Annotated in this window: 15 protein-coding genes; 9 read left to right on the top strand and 6 right to left on the bottom strand. The window is 64.6% G+C overall.

Annotated elements, in window-relative coordinates; translation table 11 throughout:
- Nucleotides 1–94: 94 nt before the first annotated feature.
- Together rlmKL and AC13FW_RS15485 are read right to left on the bottom strand one after the other, a co-directional pair.
- Nucleotides 95–2,233, bottom strand: a complete 2,139-nt coding sequence (gene rlmKL, locus AC13FW_RS15490) for a bifunctional 23S rRNA (guanine(2069)-N(7))-methyltransferase RlmK/23S rRNA (guanine(2445)-N(2))-methyltransferase RlmL (protein WP_482989673.1) — start codon at nt 2,231–2,233, stop codon at nt 95–97.
- Nucleotides 2,234–2,365: 132 nt separating this feature from the next.
- A complete protein-coding gene (locus AC13FW_RS15485; protein WP_482989672.1) occupies nt 2,366–2,893 on the bottom strand; it encodes a hypothetical protein in 528 nt (175 codons plus the stop codon).
- Nucleotides 2,894–2,944: 51 nt separating this feature from the next.
- Here AC13FW_RS15485 and AC13FW_RS15480 point away from each other — a divergent pair, with 51 nt between their 5' ends.
- The gene (locus AC13FW_RS15480; protein ID WP_482989671.1) at nt 2,945–3,508 is read left to right on the top strand and encodes an N-acetylmuramoyl-L-alanine amidase; all 564 of its coding nucleotides are present in this window, start codon (nt 2,945–2,947) and stop codon (nt 3,506–3,508) included.
- Between the two features lie 18 nt (nt 3,509–3,526).
- Here the strand turns inward: AC13FW_RS15480 and AC13FW_RS15475 are convergent, their stop codons facing one another.
- Genes AC13FW_RS15475 through AC13FW_RS15465 form a run of 3 tightly spaced genes read right to left on the bottom strand, consistent with a single transcriptional unit; the run spans nt 3,527 to nt 6,218 of the window.
- Complete coding sequence (locus AC13FW_RS15475) at nt 3,527–4,456, bottom strand: DUF1684 domain-containing protein (protein WP_482989670.1); 930 nt, start codon at nt 4,454–4,456, stop codon at nt 3,527–3,529.
- Nucleotides 4,457–4,515: 59 nt separating this feature from the next.
- Nucleotides 4,516–5,418, bottom strand: coding sequence for a sulfurtransferase (locus AC13FW_RS15470; RefSeq protein ID WP_482989669.1), 903 nt, complete (start codon nt 5,416–5,418; stop codon nt 4,516–4,518).
- Nucleotides 5,415–6,218: a CoA pyrophosphatase gene (locus AC13FW_RS15465; protein WP_482989713.1), complete on the bottom strand. Its 804-nt coding sequence runs from the start codon at nt 6,216–6,218 to the stop codon at nt 5,415–5,417. The genes AC13FW_RS15470 and AC13FW_RS15465 overlap by 4 nt, the downstream gene beginning before the upstream one ends.
- A gap of 347 nt (nt 6,219–6,565) precedes the next feature.
- Between AC13FW_RS15465 and AC13FW_RS15460 the strand changes: the two genes are divergently transcribed.
- Nucleotides 6,566–6,997, top strand: a complete 432-nt coding sequence (locus tag AC13FW_RS15460) for a post-PEP-CTERM-1 domain-containing protein (RefSeq protein WP_482989668.1) — start codon at nt 6,566–6,568, stop codon at nt 6,995–6,997.
- Nucleotides 6,994–8,682: a PA domain-containing protein gene (locus AC13FW_RS15455; protein WP_482989667.1), complete on the top strand. Its 1,689-nt coding sequence runs from the start codon at nt 6,994–6,996 to the stop codon at nt 8,680–8,682. The genes AC13FW_RS15460 and AC13FW_RS15455 overlap by 4 nt, the downstream gene beginning before the upstream one ends.
- A 367-nt stretch (nt 8,683–9,049) precedes the next feature.
- Here the strand turns inward: AC13FW_RS15455 and AC13FW_RS15450 are convergent, their stop codons facing one another.
- Nucleotides 9,050–9,751 carry an FKBP-type peptidyl-prolyl cis-trans isomerase N-terminal domain-containing protein gene (locus AC13FW_RS15450; RefSeq protein ID WP_282270953.1) on the bottom strand — a complete coding sequence of 234 codons (702 nt, stop codon included), beginning with the start codon at nt 9,749–9,751 and terminating at the stop codon, nt 9,050–9,052.
- Between the two features lie 169 nt (nt 9,752–9,920).
- On the opposite strand from AC13FW_RS15450, the gene AC13FW_RS15445 reads away from it, so the two are divergent.
- The 6 genes from AC13FW_RS15445 to pstS all read left to right on the top strand — a co-directional run bounded on the left by AC13FW_RS15445 (nt 9,921) and on the right by pstS (nt 15,403).
- Nucleotides 9,921–10,703, top strand: coding sequence for an enoyl-CoA hydratase/isomerase family protein (locus AC13FW_RS15445; RefSeq protein ID WP_482989666.1), 783 nt, complete (start codon nt 9,921–9,923; stop codon nt 10,701–10,703).
- A 7-nt stretch (nt 10,704–10,710) separates the two neighbouring features.
- On the top strand, nt 10,711–11,070 hold the full coding sequence (locus tag AC13FW_RS15440; RefSeq protein ID WP_296252385.1) for a hypothetical protein: 360 nt from the start codon (nt 10,711–10,713) through the stop codon (nt 11,068–11,070).
- Between the two features lie 137 nt (nt 11,071–11,207).
- Nucleotides 11,208–11,849, top strand: a complete 642-nt coding sequence (gene nth / locus AC13FW_RS15435) for an endonuclease III (RefSeq protein ID WP_482987401.1) — start codon at nt 11,208–11,210, stop codon at nt 11,847–11,849.
- A gap of 169 nt (nt 11,850–12,018) precedes the next feature.
- Complete coding sequence (locus tag AC13FW_RS15430) at nt 12,019–13,227, top strand: OprO/OprP family phosphate-selective porin (RefSeq protein WP_482989665.1); 1,209 nt, start codon at nt 12,019–12,021, stop codon at nt 13,225–13,227.
- 261 nt (nt 13,228–13,488) lie between these two features.
- The gene (locus AC13FW_RS15425) at nt 13,489–14,268 is read left to right on the top strand and encodes a PA3715 family protein (RefSeq protein ID WP_482989664.1); all 780 of its coding nucleotides are present in this window, start codon (nt 13,489–13,491) and stop codon (nt 14,266–14,268) included.
- 115 nt (nt 14,269–14,383) lie between these two features.
- On the top strand, nt 14,384–15,403 hold the full coding sequence (gene pstS / locus AC13FW_RS15420; RefSeq protein WP_282270941.1) for a phosphate ABC transporter substrate-binding protein PstS: 1,020 nt from the start codon (nt 14,384–14,386) through the stop codon (nt 15,401–15,403).
- Nucleotides 15,404–15,688: the final 285 nt, after the last annotated feature.

Here is a 15,688-nt window from a genome sequence, read left to right as displayed (position 1 = left end):
TTTCCGCGGCCGTCCTGCGTCCGGGGCGGCGGGGCCCGCCCGGCCCCCCCCCCCCCCCCCCCCCCCCCCCCACTACAGTTGAAGCGCGCCGGCATTACAGTCGGCGCAGTTCCCAGGCGCGGTGGATGCGGGCGTTGCGCTCGAAATCCGGGCCGATGGTCTGTGCGGAAATCTCGCGGCAGATCGCGAACTCGGCAACCGCGTTCTCGTCCAGCTTGAAACGACGGAAGTTGTTGGAGAAGTACAGCACGCCGTCGGAGGTCAAACGATCCATTGCCGCACGCAGCAGGCGCACGTGCTCGCGCTGGATGTCGAAGTCTTCAGCGCGCGCGGAGTTGGAGAAGGTCGGCGGGTCGCAGAAGATCACGTCGTAGCGGTTCTTCTCCGCTTCCAGCCAGGTCACCGCATCGGCCTGCACCAGCGTGTGCTGGCTGCCGCCCTTGCCGTTGAGCGCGAGGTTGTCGGCACACCACTGCAGGTAGGTACCGGACAAGTCCACGCTGGTGGTCGAGCTGGCGCCGGCAACCGCGGCTTCCACGCTGGCCACGCCGGTGTAGCAGAACAGGTTGAGGAAGCGCTTGCCACGGGCTTCCTGCGCCATATGCGTGCGCAGCGGGCGGTGGTCGAGGAACAGGCCCGTGTCCAGGTAATCGAACAGATTCACGCGCAGCAGCGCGTTGTTCTCGCGCACCAGGATGAACTCGCCGCGCTGCTCGAAGCGCCCGTACTTGCTGCCGCCCTTTCCGCGCTCGCGTGACTTCAGCGCGACCTGCTCGGCCGGCGCCTGGAACACCTCACGGGCCGCAGCGAGCAGCTCGTTGCGGCGACGGCGCACGTCCACATCCGGAATGGTGGCAGGTGCGGCGTATTCCTGCACATGCAGGAAGGTGCGGTTCTTGCCACCGTCCTCGCGGTAGACGTCGATGGCCGCCGCGTATTCCGGCAGATCGGCGTCGTAGGCGCGGAAGCAGGTAATGCCTTCGCGGTTCAGCCAGTTCTTGAACTTCTTGAGGTTCTTGCGCAGGCGGTTGGCCACCATCTGCGCGCCTTCGCTGAGCTCGCGCGGCTGGCCTGCGTTCTCACGCTCCGGCACAGCGATCGGATCGCAGACAATCAGCGCGCACTCGATGGCGCCATTGAACATTTGGTACTTCTTGGCCGCGCGCAGCCCGGTGGCAAAGGCCAGGTCGGCGCTGCCGCACAGCAGGCTTGCGCGCCAGGTCGGCACCGCGCGCTTGAGCGCATCGCCGATACGGCGATACAGCACGGTGTCGGCTGCCAGACGCTCGTCGTAGGGCGGGTTGCAGACCACGCAGCCGGTTTCCTGCGGCGGCACCTGCACATCGGCCACGTCACGCACGCCGAACCAGATAGCTTCGCTGACGCCGGCCACTTCGGCATTTTCCTTGGCCGCACGGATGGCCTGCGGATCGATATCGCTGCCGTGGATGACCTGCTTGAGCGCAGCGCGACCGGCCTGCTCACGCTCGCGCGCTTCGGCCATCAGTTCCTTCCACTGCACCTGGTCGAAACCGCGCCAGCGGCTCGGTGGGATGCTGCCGTGGCGCTGCAGGCCAGGTGCGACGTCGGCGGCCATCAAGGCGCCTTCGATCAGCAAGGTGCCGCTGCCGCACATCGGGTCGAGCAGACCGCCGCCTTCGGCGTGGATCTTCGGCCAGTTGGCGCGCAGCAGCACGGCGGCGGCCAGGTTTTCCTTCAGCGGCGCGTCGTTCTGCGCCATGCGCCAGCCGCGGCGGTGCATCGGGCCACCGCCGAGGTCGATCGAGATCGTCGCCCTGCCCTTGCGCAGCGACAGGTTGATGCGCACGTCCGGAAATTCCACATTCACCGACGGCCGCTCCATGCCCTGGTCACGCAGGCTGTCGACCACGCCGTCCTTGACCCGCTGCGCGGCAAAGCGCGCATGGGTGATGGCGGTACCGGACACGTGTGCGTCCACCGACAAGGTCAGCTCGGGGGTGATGTGCTGGTCCCACGGCATCGCCGCCACGCCCTGATACAGCGAATTCTCGTCCGGGCATTCGAACTCCTGCAGCGGCCACAGCACGCGGCTGGCCAGGCGCGACCACAGCACCACACGCTGCGCATCGCGCAGTTCGCCCTCGGCATTGACGCCGGAAATGGTGGCGGTCGCCCGCGGCAGGCCCATCGCCAGCAGTTCGTCGGCGAGCAGGTATTCGAGGCCCTTGGCGCAGGAAACAAAGAAATTCACGGGAGATATCAACTTTCAGAAAGGGAATCAGGCCAGCCAGACGGGCGGGCACGGCAGCCGGCCCCGGGGCATCCAGGGGGTCTATTGTAGGCAGTTGCCCGCCGCACCGTCGGATTCAGCCGACAGCCGCGTTCACAAACCGCGCAGCAAGGCCTCAAAGGCCTGGCAGGACGCATCCACATTGCGCATCAGGCGGTGGCCGTCGTTGACCAGCAGCAGCCGCGCTTTGCGCTCGGCGGCCCAGGCGATGACATCGGCAGCCGGGATCAGCTCGTCGTTCCAGGCGTGGACCACGCTGATCGGCACCGCCGCGGCATCCAGCGCCGGCATCGGCCCCATTGTGGTCGGCGGCACCATCAGGAACAGCCCGGCAACCGGCACCTGCAGCGAGGTGATGGCCGAGATATAGGCGCCCAGACTGGACCCGGCCAGCACCAGCGGGCCATGTGCGGCCTTTTCGGCTGCCCGCTCGATCAGCCGCTGCAGCCGCGCCGGTACGTCGCCAACCCGGCTGATCTCGCTTCTGGCATCCAGATCGGTGTAGTCCGGGCGCTCATGACTCCAGCCCAGGCGTTCGGCAACCTCAGCCAGCGCGGTGACCTTGGTGGCGTCCGGGCCGCTCTCGAAGCCGTGCGACAGAATGCAGTGGCCGCGGCTCATGACTGGCGGCAAGTCGTGGGGGAATTCATGCGTGGATGCTAGCATCCACGCATGCACCTGCCGCCCCCCATCATTGCCAAGCCGCTGCCCTACGAGCACCAGTTGGCGCAGCGCAAGCCCGCCGATATCGACCTGGTGGTGATCCATTGCACCGAGCTGCCGGACCTGGCCACGGCGCGCGAGTACGGTGAGCGTGCGCTCTACGACAATGGCAGCGGCAACAGCGGCCATTACTACATCGACCGCGATGGCAGCATCCAGCAATACATTGCGCTGGACCGCGTCGCCCACCACGTGCGCGGCATCAATCCGCGCTCGATCGGCATCGAGCTGGTCAACCGCGGGCGCTGGCCCAACTGGTTCGACTCCAACAACCAGGCCATGAGCGAGCCCTATCCCGAAGCACAGATCGCCGCCTTGGTGAGGTTGCTGGAATGGCTGCCGCAGGCAATACCGTCGCTGCGTTTCATCGCCGGCCATGAGCAGTTGGACACAGCCCTGGAACCGGCCAGCGACAACCCCAGCCTCAACGTGCAGCGCAAACTCGATCCGGGCCCGATGTTCCCGTGGGAACTGGTGCTGCGCGCGATTGATCTGCAGCAGCTGCCGAACTAAGCAACTCCCGGCAGCCGCCTACTGCGGCAGGTACTGGAACTTCTCGCCTGCCGTCACTGCAAGATCCAGGCGATTGATGGCCGGCGCGATCGGGCACACCACGTGTGGGGTGAACGCGCAGGGCGGGTTCTCGGCGCGATTGAAATCCAGCTGAACCACGCCGTCGGTGGGCATGGCCGCGTACAGGTAACGCGCACCACCATAGGTTTCGCGGCCGCTGGTGCGGTCCGACAGCAGGAAGAACAAGCGTCGTGATGCTGGCGCAGCCTCATCCAGCACCGGCTGCAGGTGATAGCTGCGCCCATTGACCTCAAACACCGCCTCGCCCGGCACGACGGCCGGCAACGGGGTGCCGATCGAGGTCAACAAGACTGCCTGCTTGGGCGCGGGGAACGGCCGCCATTGCGCGCTGACGTTCCATTTCGGATCGACCGGAAAGTGCTCGATAGCCGTGAATGCAAGGCGTCGCGGCGATTGCGGGTCGCGGTAGCGCCAGCCCAGAATGCTGCCGGTGCGCACCAGATAGAACTCCGAGTCACCCACTTGAACGCGGCTGGCTTCGTTGACATGGGCAACCCCTGGGACCAAAACCGCCCGCTCCAGCGGCTCGCCGTTGATCCGGGCACCGGCGCGGCTACCTGCGGTGAACATGGCTTCGCCGTCACGGTCGACCTGCAGGAAACCAAGCTCCGCAGGGCCACTGGGCAGAACCACGTCATTGGCCGCGGCACTGCCCACCCGGTAGGCACCGGTCTTGAGTCGGCCCGAGCCGGTATAGCTGAGCCAACCCTCAGGCGCGCGCAGTTGGGCCAGGCGCTGCGTCCGCCACTGTTCAACCTCGCGCAGATACTCACGCACTGCATCACCGGACAAGCCGTTGCCTGGCGCATTGCATGCACCAAGAACTGCCGCCACCAGCGCTACGCCTAGCCATTTCAATGAACGCACGCTTCCCCCGAAGCATTCATACCCATCGGCACCGCGCCCACTCGCGGTGTACTGATCACTCAAACCGTAGCAACCGGCCTGTTTGCATCACTGGACCAACCACTCCAGGAATCACTGAACACACGCAGACCTGGCATACCCGCATGCGCAAACGCCAGGGCGAGATGACAGGCGGTGACGCCCGAACCACACATCACCGCCACCTGCGCCGGTGCCTGCCCGGACAACAGCGGCTCCAATTCAGCACGCAGCTCCTGCGCAGGACGGAAACGGCCATCGCGCAGATTCGTGCCGAACGGCCGGTTGAGCGCACCAGGCACATGCCCAGCTACCCGATCCAGGGGCTCGACTTCGCCGCGGTAACGTTCACCTGCACGCGCGTCCAGCAACCATGCCGGCGTCTGCGACAAGCGCGACTGCACCTCATCGGCACCGACTACCTGGGTCATGTCGAACTGACCGGGATAGGCCGGCAATGCAGGCACCACAACCGGAGCCGCATCAACCGCGTACCCTGCCGCCTGCCAAGCGGCCAGACCGCCATCGAGCACGGCGACCTTGCGGTGGCCGATCAGGCGCAGCAGCCACCACAGGCGCGCCGCCGCCATGCTGCCATCGGCCGCATCGTAGACCACCACCTGGGTATCCGGCGCAATGCCCCACTGTCCCAGACGCACTGCAAAGACCTCGCTTTCCGGCAACGGGTGTCGACCATGCCCCTGCTTGCCCATGTCCGACAGATCTTTCTCCAGATCCGCATGAAGCGCACCGGGAATATGTGCGGCGGCGTAGCCAGCGGCACCGGCCTGCTTGTCCACCAATGAATAGCGCGCATCCATCACCCGCACCGCAGTGCTGGCGGTGGCGCGGGCATCGACCACGCGCAATTCGGGCTGTGCCAGGGCATTGGCCAGCTCCGCTACATCCACCAGCGTGGTCCACGAAACGCCAACCTGGCTCATGCCACCTGCTCCAAACGACGACGAAGGTTGTAGAGGATGGCTGCGGTCGCGCCCCAGATGCGCTGCCCGGGCCAGCTGTACTCCATGACATGACGGACGCGCCCGCCATGCTCGATATCCACCTGGCGCAGGTTGGCCGGGTCCATCAGGTAATCCAGTGGCACCTCGAACACCTCGGCCACTTCACCGGGTTCGGGACGTGCGATGAACGCCGGGTCCACGACCGCGACCACCGGCGTCACCCGGAAGCCGGTGATGGTGATGAAGGGGTCCAGATAGCCCAAGGCCAATACCTGGCTGCGCGGCAAGGCGATTTCCTCGTCGCTCTCGCGCAGCGCAGCTGCCAGCGGATTGCGGTCCAGGGTTTCGATGCGGCCACCAGGAAACCCGACTTGACCGCCATGGTTGCGCAGCGCTTCGGTACGACGGGTCAAGATCACCTGCGTGCCCTGCGCGCGCGGCACCAGTCCAGCAAGTACCGCCGCTTCCACCGGTGGCCCCGGGGGCAACAGATCCTCCAGCTCCGAGCGGTTCCAGCCCGGCCCGGTTGGCGTCTGGGTCAGTGGCATCAAGGCCTGCTGCAGCCGATCACGACCCTGCAGTTGCTCGGCAAACGCCTGCGCCTGGCGTGCGCGCCCTGGCAGTTCCTGCGTCATTACCCGCCGCCGCTCGTCCTCGCTCATGCGCATCCACGCACCGATCTCGGCACCATTGCGCCAGCAACCACGGCAGTAGCCCTGTTCATCAAGCGCGCAGATGCCAATACAGGGGCTGGAGATGACACGAGCAGGTGCATCCATCAATTCCGACATCACGCTAGCGTAACGCGAGGCGCACCTGCGGACCAGTTATCGGCCTTCGTCAGCAATGAATTTGCCCAGCCCGGATGACAAACCCAAGGACAAACACCCAAGCCAATCCAGCATGCCCAGGCAATGCTTAGGCCCATTAATTATGTGACCTCCATCAAACTATGGTTGAGGAATGGTTCATCTCCGGGCACACTCCAATTGCCGACAGGGGGAACACGAACCATCCAATGCGCGTGACGCGCGTTCGATCAGCGTGGCTGTTGGACGCCTGCCTCGCGCGCGCATGGATGGAGCCTTATCGCTTTTCACTCTGTAAGCGGAGCTCGGAAATGAGAATGGCAAAACCTTCCTTGTTGTTATCGGCGCTGGCACTGTCCGCCAGCCTTTCAGTACAGGCCAATGAGCCGCCAACGGACGGCAACCCAAGTACCCCTACCGAAAGCGGCATGGTCGCCGGCATCGATGCCAAGACCGGCAAGCTGCGCAAACTCACCGATACCGAGATCCGCGCTCTTTCCGAAAAGGCAAACGCAATGCCTTCGGCAAGCCGCAGCGCCGCCGGCACCAACGCCGCCTGGGCACGCATTCCGCAGACCGGCACCGATGCAGCCAAGACCATCCGCCTGCAGAGCAACGGCATGAGCACCGCCGACCTGCCGCTGTCCGCGTTGAGCTCATTGAGCGTCGAACGCGATGCCAACGGTGAAGTACAGATTCTGGAGAACGGCGCGCCGCTTTCGCATGGTCGACAGGAGGTGTCCGAATGAAGACGCTGCTGCTTTCCGCCGTCATCGGCAGCGCCGTGCTCGGCGCATCGGCCAACGCCGCCATCATCACTCCGATCAACCAGGATCCCGCAGGCAAGGGCCTGAACGACACCACCGTACGCGCGCCTGAAGGCGGCAACCCCGGCAAGACGGTCGGTGAGCAACGCCGCATCGTCTATCAATTCGCCGCCGATCTATGGGGCGCGGTGCTGCAGAGTGACGTGGAGACCTTCGTCGGCGCCAGCTTCCAGGACCTGACCTGTACCGCGACCGGCGGCACCCTCGGCTCGGCCGGCGCCTCCTGGATCGCAACCACTCCGCCCACCGCCACCGAACTGGGCATGATGTACCACGCCCCGCTCGCCAATGCCCTCAACGGCAGCCGCATCACCATCAGCAGTTCCGGCACCGATATCACCAGCCGCTTCAACGCCAATCTTGGCGGCAGCAACCCGGACGGTACGCCATGCATGACCGGCTCGGGCTGGTACTACGGACTGGACGGCAAAGCGCCCGCCAACCTGATCAGCTTCCTCGACGTGGTGATGCATGAGATCGGCCACGGCCTGGGCTTCTCCGGCTTCGTCGGCTATACCACCGGCCGGCTGGGCGAGCGCGCCGGCATTCCGCAGTACTACGGGTATTCGGACGTCTATACCGAGAACGCGTTCGACAACCTGTCCGGCAAGCGCTTCACCGAACCCACGATGACCAACGCGCTGCGCGCAACGTCGGTCAAGACCCGCGGCGCTCCGGCATGGAACGGCGCAACCACCAAGGCGCAGACACCGCTGTGGCTTGATCCTGCAGTGGTGCTGTCGGTCAACGGCAGCGGCCTGGTCACCCAGTTCTACGGCACCGCATCCTTTGGCCCCCCAGCCACTCCGGCCAACTTCGCCGGCGCGGTTGTCGTCGCCAACGATGGCACCGGTGCCGACACCGCCGACGGCTGCGAAGCGATTCCCGCCGGCAGCCTCAGCGGCAAGGTCGCCTACGTCAATCGCGGCGGCTGCGCATTCGAGATCAAGGCAGCCAATGCACAGGCAGCAGGCGCAGTCGCAGCGATCATCGGCAACGTAGCCAGCTCCGGAGATCCGGGCACCGCACCGGGCATGGCCGAAGACGCCAGCGTCAACGCCACCATCCCAACGCTTAGCGTCAACCTCACCGATGCCAATCAGATCAAGGCAGCGGCACAGGCAGGCACGGCGTTGACCGCAAGCCTGGGCCAGGTAGCCGGCCGCTATGCCGGTGCCGATGCCAGTGGGCGTCCGCTGCTGTATGCACCGGCCATCGTTGCCAGCGGTTCGACCTTCTCGCACTTCGAGAGTGTGCTGGTACCCGACGCGTTGATGGAACCGGCCAACAGCCCCAACACTGACGCGGGCCGCATGGTCGACCTGACCTTGGCGGTATTCGTCGACCAGGGCTGGGACTTGAACGCTGGCACGGCGCGCATCGGCAGCTGCGATACGGGCGTGAAACTGTTCAAGAACCCGGGCTTGATCGCCGGTGCCAATGTGCAGGCCCAGGACCGCCTGTGCCGCACCACCGCCAACGGCAACCGTGCGCTCTACCTGCGTTGCATGAACGACACCGCTGCCTCGCTGAAGGCCGTCAACCTGATCAGCACCGTCGAACAGGCTGGCATCCGCACCTGCGCGGCCAAGGTGACGTCGCCGTAAATCCAGTGGAGCAGAGATTGCCTGTAGTGCCGAGCCATGCTCGGCAGAGGCTCTACAAGCGAAACCACCAGCTCGTCCAGAAACAGCACTGGATGGTGAACAAAGAGCCGGCGCCTTGATGGCGCCGACTCTTCTTTTTCCACGGCACTGATGGTTACCTGACCTGCAACAACCCAGCTTGCGATGGTCGGCCACTGCGCCCTTGGCCAGCTACGCGCCTGCACTGGGCTGATCGTTGATGAAGCGCAACTGCTGGTGTCGCCGGGAAAGCCCTTGCCGAGCATGGCTCTGCACTACATGTGCTTGCAGACAAAAAGAAAGCGCCGGTGTTGCCACCGGCGCCTCTTGTTGCGTCACTGGTTTGCGCTTACTTGACGCTGACCAGCTTGATCTCGAACTGCACAGCCACGTTCGGCGGGAACGGGGTGCGCGGGTCGGCACCGTAGGCCTTCTCCGGCGGCAGGGTCACTTCCCACTTGGCGCCGGCCGGCATCTGCAGCAGGGTTTCGCGCATGGCAGCCATTTCCACTTCGCTTAGCTTGATCGACGGAATCGACTGTGCCGGGCGAGCTTCGGTCGGACGCTGGCCGTACGGGAACGGACCGGCAACTTCCAATGCAACGGTGCTGGCCTGGGTCGGCTTGGCGCCGGCACCGGCTTCGATCACGCGGTACTGCACGCCGCTGGCCAGGGTCTGCACGCCGGCCTTGGCCTTGTTGGCGGCAATGAACTGGTCACTGCGGGTCTTGTTTTCAGCAGCAGCCTTGTCGTACTCGGCCTTGGCGGCCTGGGCACGGCCCTGCTCGCGGCGCTGGAAGGCTTCAACGGCCGGCTTCAGCTGGTCGGCGGTGATTGCCGGCTGCTTCTTGGCGTAGGCATCCTGCAGGCCCTTCACCACCGAAGCGATGTCCAGCTGCTCGCCACGACCGGTGAGCTCAGCCAGGTTGTTACCGTAGTCATAGCCGAAGTAATAGCTCAGCTTGCCCTTTTCGGACGCGATGTCCTGGGCGAAAGCGGTGCCGGTGACGGCCAGGGCGGCCACGGCGACCGCAATAGAACGCAACTTCATCAAACAGTTCTCCAGGAATGGTGTCTCAGGGCAAGCATGCCGCCTGAGGCGACGGGTTAGGATAGCCGTCACAAAGGCTGTCCGCCACTGACGACGCTCAGCTATGACCATCGCCGATTGAAAGAGTTCCTTTCATTACTTTTTCTTAACGTTTTGAGGCTTTCACCCCATGTCCGATTCACCGGTTTCGATCAGCACCCATGCAGGTGTCCGCACCATCACCGTGCAGCGCCCGGAAAAGCTCAATGCCCTCAATCGGCTGACCTTGGAAACCCTGGACGCCGCCTTCGCCGAAGCAGCATTGGCCGAGGATGTAAGGGTGGTGGTCCTGACGGGCGCGGGTAGCAAAGCCTTCGTTGCCGGCGCGGACATCGCCGAAATGAATACCTTGACCCCGGTTCAGGGCCGCGATTTTTCGCTGGTCGGACAGCGCCTGATGCGCCGCATCGAGCGCCTGAACAAGCCGGTCATCGCAATGGTGAACGGTTTCGCACTGGGTGGCGGCATGGAACTGGCGATGGCCTGCCACCTGCGCATCGCCGCCGACAGCGCCAAGATCGGCCAGCCGGAGATCAACCTGGGCCTGGTACCGGGTTTTGGCGGCACCCAGCGCCTGCTGCGCCTGGCCGGCCGCGCGGCCGCGCTTGAACTTTGCCTGCTGGGCGCACCGATCAGCGCCGAGCGCGCCCAGCAGTTGGGCCTGGTCAACCGCGTGGTGCCGGCCGCCGAGCTGGAAGCGGAGACCACCAAGCTGGCCGAGCAATTGGCCAATGCGGCACCGCTGGCGCTGCGCGGCATCCTCGACGCGATCAACGTCGGTGGTGAGTGCGCCATCGAAGAAGGGCTGGAATACGAAAGCGCACAGTTCGGCCTGGTGTTCTCCACCGACGACATGCGCGAAGGCACTACTGCATTCCTGGAACGCCGCAAGCCGGAATTCAAGAATCGCTGAGTTGTCCATGTCCAACGCAAGCGCTACACCCCGCCAACTGCTGCAATTCGTGCTGGACGATGATCTGGATGCGGCGCTGCGCGCCGGGCTGATGGAGTACCTGCCGCAGCCCGGCGATGAACTGCTGGATCCTGCGCAGCCGCAACTGCCACAACTACTTCAACAGGCCCAGCAGCAGCTGCGCACGGCCTGGGCTGCACGTGAGCGCCATCGCGCCCGCGCCGCGCGACTTGAACGTCGCGATGCCGAGCGCCAGGCACGCCGTGCGCCGCCGCCGGCAGCTGACAGCAAGCCTGCCCTGCCCTCTGCGGCGGCGGCAATCCTGGCGCGTGCCAAGGCGCGCGCCGCAGAAAAGCCGGGCAAATGAAGGCAGTGGCAGTGAAGAAAGCTACAGTGAAGAAGACGGCCGACAGAAAAATCGCCGCGAAGAAGATCGCGGTAAAGAGCGCTCCGGCAAAAAAAGCCGCAGCGCGGAAAAGCACGTTGGCTCGCGGCAGCAAACGCATGAGTGCGGCCGAAGTGTTGGAGATGTTCACCCGCCTGCGCGAGCTCAACCCACACCCGACCACAGAGCTGGAATACAGCTCGCCGTTCGAGTTGCTGGTAGCAGTGACCTTGTCGGCGCAGGCCACCGATGTCGGCGTGAACAAAGCCACCCGCAAATTGTTCCCGGTGGCCAATACCGCCCAGGCCATTCTTGCCTTGGGCGAGGAAGGACTGAAGCCTTACATCGCCACCATCGGCCTGTTCAACGCCAAGGCAAAGAACGTGATTGCCGCCTGCGCCATCCTGGTCGAGAAATACGGTGGCGAAGTGCCGGCCGAACGCGCCGCGCTGGAAGCCCTGCCCGGGGTCGGCCGCAAAACCGCCAACGTGGTGCTCAATACCGCCTTCGGCCAGCCGACGATGGCGGTGGACACGCATATCTTCCGCGTCTCCAACCGCACCGGACTGGCACCTGGCAAGGATGTGCGGGTGGTCGAGGATGGGCTGGTGAAGGTGATTCCGGATGAATTCCTGCAGGATGCGCACCACTGGCTGATCCTGCACGGGCGCTATGTCTGCAAGGCGCGCAAACCCGATTGTCCGCAGTGCGTGATCCGGGATCTCTGCCATTTCAATGACAAGACCGCCGACGCAGCATGAGCGTCGGCGGCTGCCATCTGCACGACACTTTCCCGTAACAGCCCCAAGGCCCAATACGCAGGCCCTTGTGCCACAAGGCCAAAGCTCGTCGTTGAACTGTCACATTTACGCAATCTTTACGCCCTAGCCTTCGCAGCAACCTCCAACCGCCTGCAAGGCTACCCACCCAATGAAACTGCATCGCCAACTCCTTACCGCGGCCGTGGCTGCTGCACTGTTCGCGCCGGCTGCACACGCTGAAGTCGCCATCGACGTTATTGGCGGTTCCGAAATCACCTTCGAAGGCCTGGTCCAGGCCGACGGCAACTGGTTCAGCAATGACAAGGCCGACCTCAATGGCGTTGCCAAGAACGGCAAGGACAGCGAGTTCGAACTGCGCCGCGCCGAGCTGGTGCTGAAGGGCAAGGGCCCGGGCAATATCGAATGGGTGGTCGGCTATGACGCCAAGGCTGACAAGTTCCTCGACACCAACGTCAAGTACAAGCTGGGCGGCAACAGCAACCACTTCCTGCAGGCCGGCCAGTACAAGCAGCCGAACAGCCTGGAAGAACTGTCCAGCACCAAGAACAACGACTTCATATCCAAGGCCACCGTCACCAACACCTATGCAGTTGCCCGCCGCCTCGGCGTTGGCTACGGCGTTGGCGATGCCAACTGGTCGGTCACCGCTTCGGCCTTCGGCCGCGAGCTGACCCGTGACCTGGCCCACGGCAGCGGCTACGGCGTGCGCGGCACCTTCGCCCCGATCAACGAGAAGGGCAACATCCTGCACCTGGGCCTGAGCTACGTAAACTACGACACCGACGCCGACCTGCTGCGCCTGCGCGCCCGCCCGAACGCCGACCTGGCCACCGTGCGCCTGGTCGACAGCGGCGACCTGAAGGACACCGACCGCCTGAGCACCATCGGCGCCGAAGCCATGTACGTGCATGGCCCGTTCAAGGCCCAGGGCGAGTACTACAGCTCGAAGGCCAAGCGTTACGACCACGACAACTACAGCACCGACGGTTACTACATCAGCGGCGTGTGGAACGTGACCGGCGAGACCTGGGGCTACAAGGGCGGCACCCCGAGCCTCGGCCTGCCGGATGCGCCGGGCCGCGGCATGTGGCAGCTGGGCGCACGCTTCGACAGCATCAACCTGGACGACGGCGGCCTGCGCGCGCCGGCCGTGGTTGGCGGCGCACCGCTGGTTGACGGCGTGCTCGGCGGCAAGATGGACATCTGGACCGTGGGTGCCAACTGGTACTGGCGCTCCAACTTCAAGGCCTCGCTGAACTACGTGATGGTCGACAGCAAGAAGTATTCGTCGAGCGCCCGCAGCTTCGTCAGCGACAAGCCGGACATCCTGGAAGCGCGCCTGCAGTTCTTCTGGTAAGCATTGGCTGCATGCAATAACACGAACGCCCCGCAAGGGGCGTTCGTCGTTTCAACAGGTTTTCTTTGTGGGAGCGGCGTGAGCCGCGAAGCTGGTAACGTTTGCGCGCAAGCGGTTGCCACAATCTGAGGGTGTATCGGCTTCGCGGCTCACGCCGCTCCTACAACGGCAGGCGCCGCTACGCTTGCTGAAGCTGTGTAAGCTTCGCAGCTTACGCAGCTCCCACAACGCATCCGGGGGCGCTCCAACCGGATGGATCCCATGCGCACCTGCCTGCTGGCACTACTGCTATTCCTGCCCGTCACCAGTTTCGCCCAGGACTGCGGTGATGACGCTGCCGCGCGTATCACCCAGGCGTACCAACAGCGCAACACGGCCGCCCTGCCCGACCGCTCCGGCTGGTCCATCGACGCCGAGCGCGGCGCTTGCCGAGTATGGCCAGCGGATACTTCGTTGACCTTGATCGCGGTGCCGTTTCTGGGCCCGGAGGGACCCAATGGTGACTCCCAGTCGGGCGACCTGGATGTATTGGTGGTCGACAGCACCAGCCTGCGCCCACGCGCGGGGCTCCGCCTGCCCGAGGTGATGAGCAGCGATGCCATCCAGGTCGACAGCGTCGGCCTGGATACCGCGCGTTACAACCTCTCGCCGGGCGTACGTGCGTTCGGCGTACGCAGCTCACGCAGCAACTCCTCGCAACCCAACCCTTTCAGCGAAACCCGGCTGCAGCTGCTGGTACTCAACGGCAGCAACCTGGAAGCAATTACCGGGCAGATCGTGGTGTCCAGCAGCGGCGGTGAATGGGATACCCGCTGTGCCGGTGAATTCCATGAAACAAAGCGCACGCTGGAGGTTGGCCCCTCCCCCGCGCAAGGCTGGGCAACGCTGACAATCCGTGAACGCGGCAGTTCAACCGTGAACCACGAAGATGCCAAAGGTGACTGCGTGGAAGCCCGCGAAGAGCAGCCCGTGCGCAGCTTCAAGCTGCTACCAGAGGGCCGCAGTTACCCCCTTCCCAGCGAGGTTGAAGCAGCGTTCTGATCACAAGCGCCACTGTCATATGTGCGTCATATGACAGACGCTGCGCTGTCATCAAATGGTTATGGAATAGGCGCCGGGGCGGAAACCACCGCACATCAACTCCCAGGAGCCATTCGTGATCCACGCCATCAAATCGCGCGCCGCTGTAGCCATCCTCGCAGCGTCGTCCGTGTTCGCCGCCAATGCAGCCGATGTCACCGGCGCCGGCGCGTCCTTCATCTACCCGGTCATGTCCAAGTGGTCGGCCGATTACAGCGCCGCCACCCGCAACCGCGTCAACTACCAGTCGATCGGCTCGGGCGGCGGCATTGCCCAGATCAAGGCCAATACCGTTGACTTCGGCTCGTCCGATGCGCCGCTGAAGCCGGAAGAACTGGCGTCGGCTGGCCTGGTGCAGTTCCCGTCGGTGATCGGCGGCGTGGTGCCGGTGCTCAACGTGCCGGGCGTGGACGCCGGTGCGATGAAGCTGGATGGTCCGACGCTGGCCAACATCTTCCTGGGCAAGATCACCAAGTGGAATGACCCGGCCATCGCCGCGCTCAATGCCGGCCTGACCCTGCCGGACACCAAGATCACCGTCGTCCACCGTTCCGACGGTTCGGGCACCACCTTCAACTTCGTCAACTTCCTGTCCAAGGTCAACGCTGACTGGAAGACCACCGTCGGTGAAGGCACCAGCGTCCAGTGGCCGGTCGGTATCGGCGGCAAGGGCAACGAAGGCGTGGCCGCTTACGTCAAGCAGATCCGCGGCTCGATCGGTTACGTCGAGTTCTCCTACGCCCTGCAGAACCGCCTGACCTTCTCGCGCATGAAGAATGCCGCCGGCAACTTCGTGCAGCCGCGTGACGAGACCTTCTCGGCCGCTGCTGCCAGCGCAGACTGGGCCAACGCACGTGACTTCTACCTGGTGATGACCAACGCTCCGGGCGAGCAGGCATGGCCGATCACTGCCACCAACTTCATCCTGATGCGCAAGCAGCCGAAGAGTGCCGAAGGCGCCAAGGCCGCGGTTGAGTACTTCCGCTGGATCTACGCCAACGGCGACGCCCAAGCCCGCCAGCTCGACTACGTGCCGCTGCCGGACCCGCTGGTCCGCCAGATCGAAACCTACTGGCAGCAGAACCTGCGTTACTGAGTAAAGAGCCGGCGGGTCCCTCTCCCTCGCCGTCTCAAGCGCGGATCAAGTGATCCGCGCTTTTTTTTGCGCATTAGTTGTGGGAGCGGCGCAAGCCGCGAGGCTGAAGACCCAGTCCCAGCGGCATTGCCGGGACCACTCCCTGTAGAGCCGAGCCATGCTCGGCTGAGGCTCTATCGGTGAGGCCCCTGCCGAGCGTGGCTCGGCATTACGTTGAGGCTCTACCGGTGAAACCCCTGCCGAGCATGGCTCGGCACTACATTGAGGCTCTATCGGCGAGGCCCC

The organism is Stenotrophomonas sp. 21LCFQ19, from assembly GCF_056861425.1.
This window is presented reverse-complemented; position numbering and strand designations above follow the sequence as displayed.